General features: G+C 65.6%; 11 protein-coding genes. 10 read left to right on the forward strand and 1 reads right to left on the reverse strand.

Annotation, left to right across the window (positions count from 1 at the left end):
• Positions 1 to 45: 45 nt before the first annotated feature.
• The 6 genes from soxB (at position 46) to ACVWY3_RS28685 (ending at position 7,000) form a co-directional block, all read left to right on the forward strand.
• Entirely contained in the window at positions 46 to 1,791 is a 1,746-nt protein-coding gene (gene soxB / locus ACVWY3_RS28660; protein WP_456841465.1) for a thiosulfohydrolase SoxB, read from the forward strand.
• A gap of 2 nt (positions 1,792 to 1,793) precedes the next feature.
• Positions 1,794 to 2,246 (forward strand): DsrE family protein, encoded by a 453-nt coding sequence (locus tag ACVWY3_RS28665; protein WP_456841466.1) that lies wholly within the window; start codon positions 1,794 to 1,796, stop codon positions 2,244 to 2,246.
• Positions 2,247 to 2,513: 267 nt separating this feature from the next.
• The gene (locus ACVWY3_RS28670) at positions 2,514 to 3,551 is read left to right on the forward strand and encodes an MBL fold metallo-hydrolase (RefSeq protein WP_456841467.1); all 1,038 of its coding nucleotides are present in this window, start codon (positions 2,514 to 2,516) and stop codon (positions 3,549 to 3,551) included.
• A gap of 81 nt (positions 3,552 to 3,632) precedes the next feature.
• Positions 3,633 to 3,794 carry a hypothetical protein gene (locus ACVWY3_RS28675; protein WP_456841468.1) on the forward strand — a complete coding sequence of 54 codons (162 nt, stop codon included), beginning with the start codon at positions 3,633 to 3,635 and terminating at the stop codon, positions 3,792 to 3,794.
• Between the two features lie 173 nt (positions 3,795 to 3,967).
• A complete protein-coding gene (locus ACVWY3_RS28680) occupies positions 3,968 to 5,173 on the forward strand; it encodes an MFS transporter (RefSeq protein ID WP_456841469.1) in 1,206 nt (401 codons plus the stop codon).
• Positions 5,174 to 5,281: 108 nt separating this feature from the next.
• Positions 5,282 to 7,000 carry an N-acyl-D-amino-acid deacylase family protein gene (locus tag ACVWY3_RS28685; RefSeq protein WP_456841470.1) on the forward strand — a complete coding sequence of 573 codons (1,719 nt, stop codon included), beginning with the start codon at positions 5,282 to 5,284 and terminating at the stop codon, positions 6,998 to 7,000.
• A gap of 169 nt (positions 7,001 to 7,169) precedes the next feature.
• Here the strand turns inward: ACVWY3_RS28685 and ACVWY3_RS28690 are convergent, their stop codons facing one another.
• Complete coding sequence (locus ACVWY3_RS28690; RefSeq protein WP_456841471.1) at positions 7,170 to 8,519, reverse strand: MFS transporter; 1,350 nt, start codon at positions 8,517 to 8,519, stop codon at positions 7,170 to 7,172.
• 145 nt (positions 8,520 to 8,664) lie between these two features.
• On the opposite strand from ACVWY3_RS28690, the gene ACVWY3_RS28695 reads away from it, so the two are divergent.
• From ACVWY3_RS28695 to ACVWY3_RS28710, 4 genes are read left to right on the forward strand one after another with little or no spacing between them, the layout of a single operon-like run.
• Positions 8,665 to 9,318: an ABC transporter ATP-binding protein gene (locus ACVWY3_RS28695; RefSeq protein WP_456841472.1), complete on the forward strand. Its 654-nt coding sequence runs from the start codon at positions 8,665 to 8,667 to the stop codon at positions 9,316 to 9,318.
• Positions 9,315 to 11,777 (forward strand): FtsX-like permease family protein, encoded by a 2,463-nt coding sequence (locus tag ACVWY3_RS28700; protein WP_456841473.1) that lies wholly within the window; start codon positions 9,315 to 9,317, stop codon positions 11,775 to 11,777. The genes ACVWY3_RS28695 and ACVWY3_RS28700 overlap by 4 nt, the downstream gene beginning before the upstream one ends.
• Complete coding sequence (locus tag ACVWY3_RS28705) at positions 11,767 to 12,849, forward strand: lipocalin-like domain-containing protein (RefSeq protein ID WP_456841474.1); 1,083 nt, start codon at positions 11,767 to 11,769, stop codon at positions 12,847 to 12,849. Before ACVWY3_RS28700 ends, ACVWY3_RS28705 begins: the two co-directional genes overlap by 11 nt.
• 24 nt (positions 12,850 to 12,873) lie before the next feature.
• Positions 12,874 to 13,260, forward strand: a complete 387-nt coding sequence (locus ACVWY3_RS28710; RefSeq protein ID WP_456841475.1) for an MAPEG family protein — start codon at positions 12,874 to 12,876, stop codon at positions 13,258 to 13,260.
• The last annotated feature ends 51 nt before the right edge of the window (positions 13,261 to 13,311 follow it).

Raw genomic sequence — 13,311 nt, forward strand, 5'->3', positions numbered from 1 at the left:
GCGCGTTGAACTGTCGTAGCCGAGCATAGGCGCGGAGAATCTGGGATGGCCATCCGCCGCCGCGAATTCCTGAAGAGTACAGCCGCTGTCGCCACCTCGCTCAGCCTGCCTCGGCTCGCGCGCGCCGCGGAGGCCGCGAGCATTTACGACCTCGAACGGTTCGGCAATGCGCGGATCCTGCACACCACCGACACGCATGCGCAGCTCAACCCGGTCTATTTCCGCGAGCCCAGCGTCAATATCGGCATCGGCGAGATGGCGGGGCGGCCGCCGCATCTGGTCGGCCGCGCCTTCCTGGAGCGGTTCGGCATCCGGTCCGACAGCGCCGATGCCTACGCCTTCACCTGCTTCGAGTTCGAGAAGTCGGCGGGCCGCTTCGGCAAGCTCGGCGGCTTTGCCCATCTGAAGACGCTGATCGACCGTTTGCGCGGCGATGCAGGCGAGAAGCGCTCCATGCTTGTCGACGGCGGCGATCTCTGGCAGGGCACCGGGCTTGCCAACATCATGCAGGGCCGCGACATGGTCGAGGTCGCCAACCTGCTCGGCATCGAGGCGATGACAGGACATTGGGAATTCACCTATGGCGAGCAGGCGCTGCGCGACAATCTCGAGCGCTTCAGGGGCGAGTTTCTGGCGCAGAACGTTTTTCTCACCGAGGAAGCCGCGTTCAATGATGCGCCCGCCTTCGACAAGGCCAGCGGGCGGGTGTTCAAGCCCTCCATGATCAAGGAGCTCGGCAGCCACCGCGTCGCGATCATCGGCCAGGCGTTTCCTTATGTGCCGATCGCCCATCCCAAACGGTTCACGCCCGACTGGACCTTCGGCATCCGCGAGGAAGAGCTGCAGAAGCACGTCGATGGCCTGCGCAGCACCGAAAAGGTCGATGCGGTCATCCTGCTCTCGCACAACGGCATGGACGTCGATCTCAAGCTCGCAAGCCGCGTCACCGGCATCGACGTCATCCTCGGCGGGCATACCCATGACGCCGTGCCGCAGCCCATCCCGGTGAAGAACGCCGGCGGTACGACGCTTGTCACCAATGCCGGTTCCAACGGGAAATTTCTGGGCGTGCTCGATCTCGCTCTCGACAAGGGCAAGGTCGGCGATGTCAGATATCATCTGCTGCCTGTTTATTCCGAGCTGCTCAAGCCCGACCCCGCCATGGCCGAATTGATCGGCCGGCTGCGCGCGCCGCATATGACCGACTGGGCGGATAAGATCGCCACCCCGGACCGTCTGCTCTATCGCCGCGACAATTTCGCAGGACCCATGGACGAGCTGATCTGCACCGCGTTGCGCACCGAGCTCGACGCCGAGATCGCGCTGTCGCCGGGTTTTCGCTGGGGCGTCACCGCGCTGTCGGGCCAGGCGCTGACCATGGAAGATGTGCTCGCGGAGACCGCGATCAGCTATCCCGAGACCTATGTGCAGGAGATGACCGGCGCAGAGATCAAGGATGTGTTGGAAGACATCTGCGACAACCTTTTCAACGCCGATCCCTATTACCAGCAGGGCGGCGACATGGTGCGCGCCGGCGGGCTCAGCTACACTTGCAGCCCGACCAACGCGATCGGCAGCCGCATCTCGGAGCTGAAGCTCAATGGCGGCAAGACGCTGAGCGCCAGCCACCGCTACAAGGTCGCGGGCTGGGCCTCGATTAACGGCCAGCAGGGCGCGCCGGTGTGGGATGTCGTCGCCAAATATCTGCGGTCGGGCCGAATGTTTCAGGAACGGCTCGGCAGTGGCGTCACGCTGAAGGGCGTCGATGGCAATCCAGGCATTGCGGGATAGGAATGATGCGGTCGCAAATTCTTCGCGTGCTGATGCTGCTCGCCTGGATGACGATGCCGCAGGCTTTTGCCCAGCAGGTGCCGCTTCAGGACAAGCCGTTCGCCGAGCACAAGGTCGCGCTCCAGCTCTCCGACGGCGATGTGAAGAAGCAGGCGCTGGTGCTCAGCGTCGCCAACAATCTCTTGAAGGCTTACGAGCCCGACAAAGTCGCGATCGAGGTCGTCGCGTTTGGTCCCGGCATCGATCTTCTGCTGTCAGGCAGCGAGCGCCGCAAGCAGGTCGAGAGCCTGATCGCGCAGGGCGTGCGCTTCGACATCTGCCTTAACACGGTGGACACGATCGAGCGGGAGACCGGGAAGAGGCCGGAGTTCATTCCCGCCGCGACACCCGTGCAAGTCGGGGTCGGGCAGATCCTGTTTCTGGCGGAGAACGGGTACACGGTGGTGAGGCCCTAGGGCCCGTCCGGAGTTTGGAGACACGCCACCTCGCCCCACGAGTGTCATTCCTCGCGAAGGCGGGGAATCCAGTACACCGCGGCCCGTCCGTATCTCTCACCAGAGTCGTGGAATACCTGGATCGCCCGGTCAGGCCGGGCGATGACTATGGTGAGTGGGGCCAGATAAAAATCTTCCAAATTTCACCATTTATACAGTGAATTGCTTCTATTTCCGTCCCGCCCCGTAGTACAATCCTCGAAATCAGTTCCACGCCGGGTCCCTGCCATGATCTTCCGTCAGCTCTTCGACAGCGTTTCGGGCACCTACAGCTATCTGCTTGCGAGCCGCCCTGGCGGCGAGGCCCTGATCCTCGATCCCGTGCTGGAGAAGGTCGACCGCTATTGCCAGCTGCTGCGCGAGCTCGACCTCAAGCTGGTCAAGGCGGTGGACACCCATCTGCATGCCGACCACGTCACCGGCCTCGGCGAGCTGCGCGACCGCACTCATTGCATGACCGTGATGGGCGACCAGACCAAGGCCGACGTGGTGGCGATGCGGGTGGCGGACGGCGACAAGGTGACGATCGAGGGCCTGTCGCTCGACGTGATGTACACGCCCGGCCACACCGACGATTCCTATTCCTATCTGATGGGCGACCGCGTCTTCACCGGTGATACGCTTTTGATCCGCGGCACCGGCCGCACCGATTTCCAGAACGGCTCTTCGCGCGCACAGTATGAGTCGATCTTCAACCGGCTGCTGAAGCTGCCGGATGAGACCCTGGTGTTTCCGGCGCACGACTACAAGGGCGACACCGTCTCCACCATCGGCGAGGAGAGGCGCTACAATCCACGCCTCCAGGTGCGCTCGGTCGACGAATATATCGAGCTGATGGCCAACCTTAAGCTGCCCAATCCCAAGATGATGGACGTGGCGATCCCCGCCAACATGCATGTCGGCCTGCACCAGGAAGAGCTGGAGAAAGAGGGCCGCGTGCTCAGCGCGGTCGAGGCGATCCGCTCCCTCGGCCGGCCGGACATCCTCCTGGTGGACTTACGCGAGACCAATGAACGGATGAAGCACGGCATGCTCGAGGGTGCGCTGCACACACCCTATCCGTCGGTCGAAGAGAGCCTGAAGCCCGGCGGCATGCTGCGCGAAGTCGCGGCCGCGACGGGCCGGCGCGTCGTGTTCTTCTGCGCCTTCGGCGAGCGCTCGGCGATGGCGGTGGCCGCTGCAAAGGAAGCGGGACTATCGAACACGGCGCACATTGCCGGCGGCATCGATGCCTGGAAGAAGGCGGGCGGGCCGGTGGTGCACTGACGCCTTCGTCTTGCGGCAGATCAGGGAACCCCACATATCTTCCGGATAAATCGGGTGAAGCATCACCATCCGGGACCAGCCATGGCCAAAACCGCCAAGCCAAGCGCGCCGCCGAAGACGAAGACGGCTGACGACAAGCCAAAGACATCCCCACCTCCGCGCGAGTCCGATGACGATTACGAAGACGGCGACATAGCCACGCCGAAACGTGATCGTTACGGCAATGATGACGAGCCGTTGTGAGCGCGCTGTCGTCCCTGCGAACGCATGCTTTCGCAGGAACGATGGCGTGGAGGCGCCCCGACGCCCCTCACTTCCCCCACCCGCACTACCTGCCATGCGCCTGCGTTCATGGACAAATAACCGCTCTCCCCGATAGTTTGACCATCCCCTCCAGGACGTGAAACGGAACTGCAATGGCTGACGTTCTCGCCGCACCGCAACAAGGCAAGGCGGACAGCGCGCTGCGCACGTTGACGGGAATCTCGATCGCGCATTGGGTCAGCCATTTCCATATGCTGGTCCTGCCGATGCTGTTTCCCTTCCTGAAGGCGAAGCTCGGGGTCGGATATATCGAGCTCGGCTTCGCGCTGACGGTGTTCGCGGTCGTGTCCGGCCTGACGCAGGCGCCGACCGGCTATCTGGTCGACCATTTTGGCGCGCGAAAGCTTCTGCTGGGGGGCCTCACGCTCGGCGGCCTCGCCCTCATCCTGCTCGGCCTGCATCTCAGCTACCCCGCGCTGATCGCCTGCGCGGTGCTGCTCGGGCTCGCCAACAGCGTCTATCACCCCGCCGACTACGCCATCCTGGCTGAGCACATGGACGAAGCGCGGATGGGCCGCGCCTTCTCGGTCCACACCTTTGCCGGCTATTTCGGCGGCGCGGTGGCGCCGGCGATCGTTGCCGCGCTGGTCACCGTCTCCGGCGGCGTCGGCGCGCTGATCGCATCGGGCGCGGTCGGCATTGCCGTGGCGCTGCTGCTGGTCGTCATGAGCATTCCCGATGCCGGCGCACACAAGAAGAAGCCCGGCGAGGCGGCCGCGCCGAAGCAGGCCGTGATCACGCCGGCTCTGATCATGCTCACTGCGCTGTTCACGCTGCTCAGCTTGTCGGTCGCCGGCATCAACAATTTCGGCGTGGTGGCGCTGATGAGCGGCTACGGCGCCTCCTATTCGATCGCCAACGTCGCGCTGACCGCGTTCCTTGGAGCCAGCGCCGCGGGCGTGCTCGCGGGCGGCTTCCTCGCCGACTACACCGAGCGTCACGGCTATGTCGCCGCCGCCTGCTTTGCCGCCAATGCGGCAATCGTGCTGCTGATCGCGCTGGTCACGCTGCCGGCCTGGGCCTTGACCGCGACGATGGCGACCGCAGGTTTCCTCTCCGGCGTGATCGCGCCGTCGCGGGACATGCTGGTGCGCAACGCCGCGCCTCCCGGCGCCGCCGGGCGCGCCTTCGGCATCGTCTCCACCGGCTTCAATCTCGGCGGCATCGTCTCACCGCTGCTGTTCGGCTGGATCATGGACCAGAGCGCCCCGCATTGGGTGTTCGGGGCGTCCGTGATCTTCATGCTGGCGACGGTGGTGCTGTCGCCGTTCACGGAACGGAAGCCGGCAAAGACTTAAGCAGCGAATTCAGTCGTTGTCCCTGCGGCGCTCCGCTTCGCTGCGCTTGTCCGGGGCGACGAGCCGATAAATCAAAACACAACAACAAGCGAAACGGGAAGAAACACCATGAGCACCCCTGATCTCGTGATCCGCGGCGGCACCGTCGCGGACGGAAACGGCGGCGAGCTGTTCGAGGCTGACGTCGCCATCTCCGGCGGCAGGATCAGCGAGGTCGGGAAGGTCTCCGCCAAGGGCCGCGAAGAGATCGACGCGCGCGGCAAGCTGGTGACGCCGGGCTTCGTCGACGTTCACACCCATTACGACGGCCAGGTCACCTGGAGCCAGGACATCACGCCGTCCTCGCAGAACGGCGTCACCACGGCGATCATGGGCAATTGCGGCGTCGGCTTCGCGCCGTGCAAGCCGGCCGACCACACCCGCCTGATCCAGTTGATGGAAGGCGTCGAGGACATTCCCGAGCCGGTGCTGAGCGCGGGCATTCCCTGGGCGTGGGAGAGTTTTCCGGACTATATGAACTGGCTCGGCAAGCGCGATTTCGACATCGATGTCGGCGCGCAGCTACCGCACGCTGCGCTGCGCGTCTATGTCATGGGCGAGCGCGGCGCGCGCCGCGAGCCCTCGACGGCGGAAGACAATGCGACGATGGCGAAGCTCGCGGGCGAGGCGGTACGATCCGGCGCGCTCGGCTTCTCGACCTCGCGCACGCTCAACCACCGCACCTCGACCGGCGATTTCACCCCGACGTTGAAGGCGGGCGAGGACGAGCTCACCGCAATTGCCGGCGCGATGCAAGCCGAGGGCCGCAGCGTGCTGCAATTCGTGCTTGATCTCTCCACCATCCACGAAGATCTGCCGATGATGCTGCGGGTGGCGGACGCCACAAGATGCCCGATCTCGTTCTCGATCACGCAGAACGACAAGGCGCCAAACCGCTGGCGCCAGACGCTGGACGAGATCAACGCGGCGGCAAGGCGCGGCCTTTCCATTACCGCGCAGATCGCGGCACGTCCGGTTGGACTCCTGCTCGGCCTCGAGCTGTCACGCAATCCGTTCCAGACCCATCCGAGCTACAAGGCCATCGCCCATCTGCCGCTGAAGGAGCGGCTGGCGCGGCTGCACCAGAGCGAGGTGCGCAAGGCGATCCTGAGCGAGACGGCGACGTCGACTGACGATCCGCTGTTCTTCCGTCCCAACTACGACAAGATGTTCCTGCTCGGCGATCCTCCCGATTACGAGCAGCCGCCGGAGAACGCGCTGGGACCGCAGGCGCGCAGCCAGGGCCGCCAGCCGGAGGAGCTCGCCTATGATGCGATGCTGTCGGACGAGGGCCGCGGCATGCTCTACGTGCCGTTCCTCAACTATTCCGACGGCAATCTCGATGCGACGCGCGAGATGCTGGTCGATCCGCAGTCGGTGCCCGGCCTGTCCGACGGCGGAGCGCATTGCGGCATCATCTGCGATGCCAGCTTCCCGACCTATCTGCTGACGCACTGGACGCGCGACCGCAAACGCGGCGAGAAGCTGACGATCCCGTTCGTGGTCGCTGCGCAATCGCGCAAGACCGCGCTCTCGGTCGGCCTCGCCGATCGCGGACTGATCTCGCCCGGTTACAAGGCCGACCTCAACGTGATCGACTACGACCGGCTGCACCTGCATCCGCCGAAGGTGCATTACGACCTGCCGGTCGGCGGACGGCGATTGCTGCAGGATGTCGACGGCTATGAGGCGACGATCGTGTCGGGCGTGGTGACGCGGCGACAGGGTGAGGCCACCGGCAGACGGCCAGGGAAGCTGATTCGGGGCGCGCAGGGTCTGGCGAACTAAAGCGCGATGAGATTGGGATGAATCGTCATCGCGCTTTAGGTTGTTGTTTGCGCATGATCTTTTTTTCGGAAAACCGCTTCGCACTTTTCCGGATCATGCTTTAGAGAGGCATTGCCGCTTACCCTCCCCTGGAGGGCCCTCCAGGGGAGGGTAAGTGAGCGCGGCCCTCTTACGTCGGCGAGACCGCGCCCTTCAGCGGGGCGGGTTGCGCCGGCGCGCCACCCGTGAGCCTGGCGCGCTCCGTGTTCGGCCAGAGCAGCAACAGGCCGAGCAGGCCGGAGCCGACCATGATGGCGGCGTTGATGGTGAAGCCGGTCATGTAGCCGTCGAGCATGCTGCCGGCGCGCTGGATCACGGTGCCCATCACGTTCGGGGCAATGATGCCCGAGAGCGTGTAGAGCGCGCCGTAGATCGCGAGGATGGCGCCGCGCTGCGACACCGGCGTGAACTCGCCAAGCATGGGCGGGCAGACGACGTAGATCGCACCGCACAGGCCGGAGCCGACCACCAGCAGGGCGATCTGCAGGCCCGCGCCCTGAACATGCGGCATCATCGCCAGGATCAGCCCGCCGATCACCAGCGGCACCGAGCCGAGCACGCCACGCGCGACGCGCGTGTTGTAGCCGCGGGCCATCATCACCTGCGAGATCCAGCCTGTGAGGATCACGATGGTGGCGCCGAACACCCAAGGCAGGATCGAGACGAAGCCGGCCTGGCTCTGCGAGAAGCCGAGCCCCTTGACGATAAAGGGCGTGAACCAGGTGAGGCCGAGCGACAGCGCCCAATAAGCACCGAAGGTCGCCGCGACGCAGCCGATGAAGGTGCGCGAGGTGAGAAGCTGCAAATAGGGGACGGTCGGTTCGGTCGCGGCCGCGACCTGCGTGCTCTCGATCGGGCCTTCCTTGCCGAGCGCGAGCCAGGCCGCAACCCAGATCAGGCCGACGACACCGAGCGCGCCGAAGGCATAGTGCCAGGAATGATTGACGATGACCCAGTTCAGCGCCGGCACCGCGAGGATGACGCCGAAGGCCGAGCCTTGCGAGAGGATCGCGGTCGGCAGCGTGCGCTTCTCGTCGGGGAACCATTTGTAGATCGCGTGCGCGGCGACCGAGAAGGCCGGGCCTTCGCCCGCGCCGAGCACGATGCGGCAGATCAGGAGCGTGGTGAAGGAGACGGTGCCGACCATCGGAAACTGCGCCAGCGCCCAGATCACCGCCAGCGCCAGCAGCACCCAGCGCGTCGGCACCTTGTTGACGATGAAGCCGACCACGATGGCCGAGATCGAGAACAGGAAGAAGAACGAGGAGCCGAGCAGGCCGAATTGCTCGGCGCTGAGCTTCATGTCGGTCATGATCGGCACGCCGGCGAGGCCGACGACGATCTTGTCGGCGAAGTTCACCAGCATGAAGAGAAAGAGCAGAAACGTGACCGTCCAGGCGCCCTTCGGCGTTTGCCTTGTCGTCTCCCTGGACGTCCCTGCCGTCGTACCTGCCGCGGACGGCGTTCCCTGAGCGCTCATGATTCTCCCCGTCTATGTTTTTTGGCACATTTTTGATTTGGCCTGCTTGAAGCTAACAACGGCTGCGAGAGCAACGCAACCCCGGCATTTCCCCACCAAGTGTGCTACGCAACATTTCCGTTAATTCCGCCCGGCGCCATTCATCGTGCTGACGATCCGAAATCTCTCCAAGACCTTCGCCTCGGCCGGCGAGCCGGTTCACGTGCTGCGCAGCGTCGACCTCGACCTCAAGGCGGGCGAGCGCGTCGCGCTCACCGGCGAATCCGGTAGCGGCAAGAGCACGCTGCTGCACCTGATCGCCGGCCTCGATGCCGCCGACAGCGGCACAATTCGCCTGGAGGACACCGAGGTCACCAAGCTGTCAGACGCAGGCCGGGCCGAGCTGCGGCGCGACCGTATCGGCCTCGTATTCCAGCAGTTCAACCTGATCCCGTCGCTGTCGGTCGGCGACAATCTCGCCTTCCAGGCGCGGATCGCCGGCCGGCACGATGCGGCCTGGACCAAGGAGCTGGTCGAGCGGCTCGGGCTCGGCCAGCTGCTCAGGCGCTATCCGGAGCAATTATCAGGCGGTCAGCAGCAGCGCGTCGCGATCGGCCGCGCCTTGGCGACGAAGCCCTCGCTGCTGCTCGCGGACGAGCCGACCGGCAATCTGGACGAGGCCACCGCCGACGACGTGCTGGCGCTGACGCGCGACCTCGTCGCGCGCACCGGCTGCGGCTTCCTGATGGTGACGCACAGCCTGCATCTGGCCGGCACGCTTGATCGGCACGTCACCTTGCATGCGGGACGGATCGCATGAGGCGCGCGCTGTGGGTCCTCGCCGTGCTGCTGAGCCACTGGCGCCGTCACAAGATGCAGTTCGCAACGCTGCTGATCGGCCTGATCGCGGCGACCGCCTTGTGGAGCGGCGTGCAGGCGATCAACCAGCAGGCCCGCAATGCCTATGACCGCGCCGCGGCGACGTTCGGCGGCGTGCGCACGGCCATGCTGGTGGCGCCGAACGCGGCGACGTTCTCCCAAGATTTGTTCGTCAAGCTCCGCCGCGCCGGCTGGCCGGTCTCCCCGGTGCTGGAAGGCCGCGTTCAGGTCAACGGGCGCTCGATGCGGCTGCTCGGCATCGAGCCGGTGACGATGCCGGCCGATGTCGGCAACGCACCGCGCCTCGGCGCCGCGGATTTGAGCAGCTTCGTTGCTCCGCCGGGCCAGACGCTGGTGGCGCGGGAGACGCTGACGGACTTGCAGGAGCAGGAGGGCGCGGCGCCGCCGATCAGCAACGGCGCAAAGCTGCCGCCGCTGCGCGTGCTGCCGCAGCTCGTGCCCGACGCGCTGGTGGTCGACATCGGCGTGGCGCAGCGGCTGCTGAACAAGCCGGACCAGGTCTCCCGGCTCCTCATCGGCAAGCCGAAGGGCAAGCCGGCGCCGCTGCAAGACATCGTCGGAGATCAGCTGCAGCGCGCGGAGCCGAATTCGGAGACCGAGCTCGAGCGCCTCACCGACAGTTTTCATCTCAACCTCACCGCGTTCGGTCTGCTGTCGTTCTTCGTCAGCCTGTTCATCGTGAACTCCGCCGTCGGCCTCGCCTTCGAGCAGCGGCTGCCGATGCTGCGGACGCTGCGGGCCTGCGGCGCCTCGGCGCGGCTGGTCAACACGGTGCTGGTGATCGAGCTGGTGGCGCTGGCGCTGGCGGCAGGCCTGATCGGGCTCGTCTGCGGTTACTTCATCGCGGCGGCGCTTCTGCCCGACGTGGCGGCCTCGCTGCGCGGGCTCTATGGTGCGCAGATCCCGGGACAACTCACATTGCGGCCTGAATGGTGGCTCGCCGGCATCGGCATCAGCGTTGCGGGCGCGCTTGTCGCGGCGGCGACCAGCCTGGTCAAGGCGATCAGGATGCCGGTGCTGGCGACCGCGCAACCGCGCGCCTGGCAACAGCGGCAGCGCCGCTGGCTGGTGCGGCAGAGCCTTGCCGCCTGCGCCGTATTCGCGATTGCGCTGCTGCTGCTCCAGTACGGTGTGTCGCTGATTGCGGGATTCGGCGTGCTGGCGGCGCTGATGCTCGGGGCGGCACTGATCCTGCCGGCCTTCCTTGAAATCATCCTGCTCATCGGCCAGCGCAGCGCGCAAGGGCCGCTCTCGCTGTGGTTCTGGGCGGACAGTCGGCAGCAGCTCTCCGGACTGTCGCTGGCCCTGATGGCGCTACTGCTCGCGCTCGCCGTCAATGTCGGCGTGTCCACCATGGTGGAAACCTTTAGCCGCACCTTCATCGGCTGGCTCAACGGGCGCCTCGCTGCCGACGTCTATATCAGCGCCGCCGACAACGCCCAGGCCGTCGCGATCCGCAGCTGGTTGGGGGAGCGCAGCGATGTGCAGGCCGTGCTGTCGGGCGGACGGGCCGAGACGCAGGTTCAGGGCCAGCCGGTGGAATTGCTTGGCCTGCCCGATCACGCGCTCTATCGCGAGCGCTGGCCGCTGCTGGAGACAGCGCCGCGCGCCTGGACCCAGCTGGTGCCGGGCAATGCCGCCTTCATCAGCGAGCAGCTCAGCCGCCGCCTCAACGTCCGCGTCGGCGACGTCATCGAGGTGCCGGCGCCGGGCGGGACCTGGGAGCTCGACATCGTCGGCATCTATGCCGACTACGGCAACCCCAAGGGGCAGCTCGCGGTGAATGTCGCGGCGCTGATCCGGCAGTTTCCGCAGACGCCGCAGACGCGGATCGGCCTGATCGTCGCGAAGGACGATATCGCCGGCCTGATCGCGGCGCTGCAAAAGCAGTTCGCGCTCGACGACCGCAGCGTCGCCGACCAAGCGACGGTGAAGGCGGAATCGATCCGCATCTTCAACCGCACCTTTGCGGTGACCTCGGCGCTGAACGCCTTCACGCTCGGCGTCGCCGGCATTGCGCTCCTGACCAGCCTGCTGACGCTGGCGAATTCGCGCCTGCCGCAGCTCGCGCCGCTCTGGGCAATCGGCATCACGCGGCCGCGTCTTGCCGCGATCGAGTTGACCAAGACGCTGTCGGTCGCACTGTTCACCTCGCTCCTGGCAGTACCCCTCGGGCTCCTGGTGGCGTGGTGCCTGATCGCGATCGTCAACGTCAAAGCGTTCGGCTGGCGCTTGCCGTTCCATGTGTTTCCACTGCAGCTGGTCGAGCTGGTCGCAGTGGCGCTGCTCACCTCGCTGCTGGCTGCGCTGCTGCCGATGCTGCGGCTGGCGCGGATGCAGCCGGCGAGTCTCGTCGAGGTGTTTGCCAATGAGCGCTGATCGGATATCCCGGCGCGCCTTTGCCGGCGGCATCGCCGCGCTCGCTCTCGCACGCCGTGCGAGCGCACAAGGTTATGCCGGGCTCGGCGAGACGGCCGACGGCTTTGCCAAGGTGACGCCGGGAAAGGCCTTTGCTTTCCCCGCCGATCACGGGCCGCATCCGGAGTTTCGCATCGAATGGTGGTATCTCACGGCGAACCTCGTCGATAGCAGCGGCGCAGCATGCGGGCTGCAATGGACGCTGTTCCGGCAGGCGGCGCAGCCGGGGCAGCAAGGCGAAGGCTGGGCCAATCAGCAGATCTGGATGGCGCATGCCGCAGTGACGCGTGCGAGCACGCACCGCTTCCACGAGGCCTTCTCGCGCGGCGGGATCGGACAGGCCGGCGTCACGGCAAAACCGTTCGCGGCCTGGATCGACGATTGGGAGATGAAGAGTTCTGAGCAGACAGGCGATCGCACGCTGGCGCCGCTCTCGCTAAAGGTCTCGGGCACCGACTTCAGCTACGCGCTGACGCTGGAGGCCGATCGTCCGGTGGTGCTGCAGGGCGATCACGGCTACAGCCGCAAGTCCGAGCGCGGGCAAGCGTCGTATTATTACAGCCAGCCGTTCTATCGCGCGCGGGGCACGCTCACTATCGACGACAAGCCGGTCGACGTCTCGGGCCAGGCCTGGATGGACCGCGAATGGAGCAGCCAGCCGCTCGATGCCGACCAGACCGGCTGGGATTGGCTGTCGCTGCATCTTTCGTCCGGCGACAAGCTGATGCTGTACCGGCTGCGCCAAAAGGACGGTCAGGACTATCCGTTCGGCAACTGGATCAGCGCCGCCGGCGACACGCAGATGATTGCGAGCAATGATATCCAGATGAGTCCGAGAGCGACGGCCGAGATCGCCGGCCGCAAGCTGCCGGTGGAATGGCAGATCGCGATTCCCTCGCGCTCCTTCTCGATCCTCTGCAAGCCGCTCAATCCGAAAGCATGGATGGGGACAGGCTTCTCCTATTGGGAGGGGCCGATCAGCTTTTCCGGCACGCATGACGGCGTTGGCTATCTCGAGCTGACCGGCTATTGAAGCGCGGTCTCAAGAGGATTCCCGATGTATCATCTCACCGCCCTCGTCACGCTGCTGGCGATCGCATTTTATTTCTTCACCTGCATCAACGTTTCGCGCTCACGCACCCAGACCGGCGTCAAGGTACCGGCGATGTCGGGCCACCCGGATTTCGAGCGCGCGTTCCGCATCCAGATGAACACGCTGGAATGGATGCCGATCTTCCTGCCGGCGCTCTGGCTGTTCGCGATCTATATCGGCGATGCCATTGCGGCTGCGATCGGCGCCATCTGGATCATCGGCCGCGTCGTCTATTTCATCGGCTATTCGCAGGCCGCCGCAAAGCGCGGCCCGGGTTTCGCGATCCAGGCGCTGGCCGCCATCGCGCTGTGGGCCGGCGCGCTCGGGGCGGTGGTGTTGAGGTTGATGTGAGGGATGATTGTAAGCTGTCATTCCGGGCGATGCGAAGCATCGAACCCGGAA

The organism is Bradyrhizobium sp. USDA 4486, from assembly GCF_054057995.1.

Excerpts from the sequence above, each read along its gene's own strand:
- ACVWY3_RS28705 (WP_456841474.1), top strand. The coding sequence starts at position 11,767 with ATGAGCGCTGATCGGATATCCCGGCGCGCCTTTGCCGGCGGCATCGCC.
- ACVWY3_RS28675 (WP_456841468.1), top strand. The coding sequence starts at position 3,633 with ATGGCCAAAACCGCCAAGCCAAGCGCGCCGCCGAAGACGAAGACGGCT.
- ACVWY3_RS28700 (WP_456841473.1), top strand. The coding sequence starts at position 9,315 with ATGAGGCGCGCGCTGTGGGTCCTCGCCGTGCTGCTGAGCCACTGGCGC.
- ACVWY3_RS28680 (WP_456841469.1), top strand. The coding sequence starts at position 3,968 with ATGGCTGACGTTCTCGCCGCACCGCAACAAGGCAAGGCGGACAGCGCG.
- soxB (WP_456841465.1), top strand. The coding sequence starts at position 46 with ATGGCCATCCGCCGCCGCGAATTCCTGAAGAGTACAGCCGCTGTCGCC.
- ACVWY3_RS28665 (WP_456841466.1), top strand. The coding sequence starts at position 1,794 with ATGATGCGGTCGCAAATTCTTCGCGTGCTGATGCTGCTCGCCTGGATG.
- ACVWY3_RS28710 (WP_456841475.1), top strand. The coding sequence starts at position 12,874 with ATGTATCATCTCACCGCCCTCGTCACGCTGCTGGCGATCGCATTTTAT.
- ACVWY3_RS28690 (WP_456841471.1), bottom strand. The coding sequence starts at position 8,519 with ATGAGCGCTCAGGGAACGCCGTCCGCGGCAGGTACGACGGCAGGGACG.
- ACVWY3_RS28670 (WP_456841467.1), top strand. The coding sequence starts at position 2,514 with ATGATCTTCCGTCAGCTCTTCGACAGCGTTTCGGGCACCTACAGCTAT.
- ACVWY3_RS28685 (WP_456841470.1), top strand. The coding sequence starts at position 5,282 with ATGAGCACCCCTGATCTCGTGATCCGCGGCGGCACCGTCGCGGACGGA.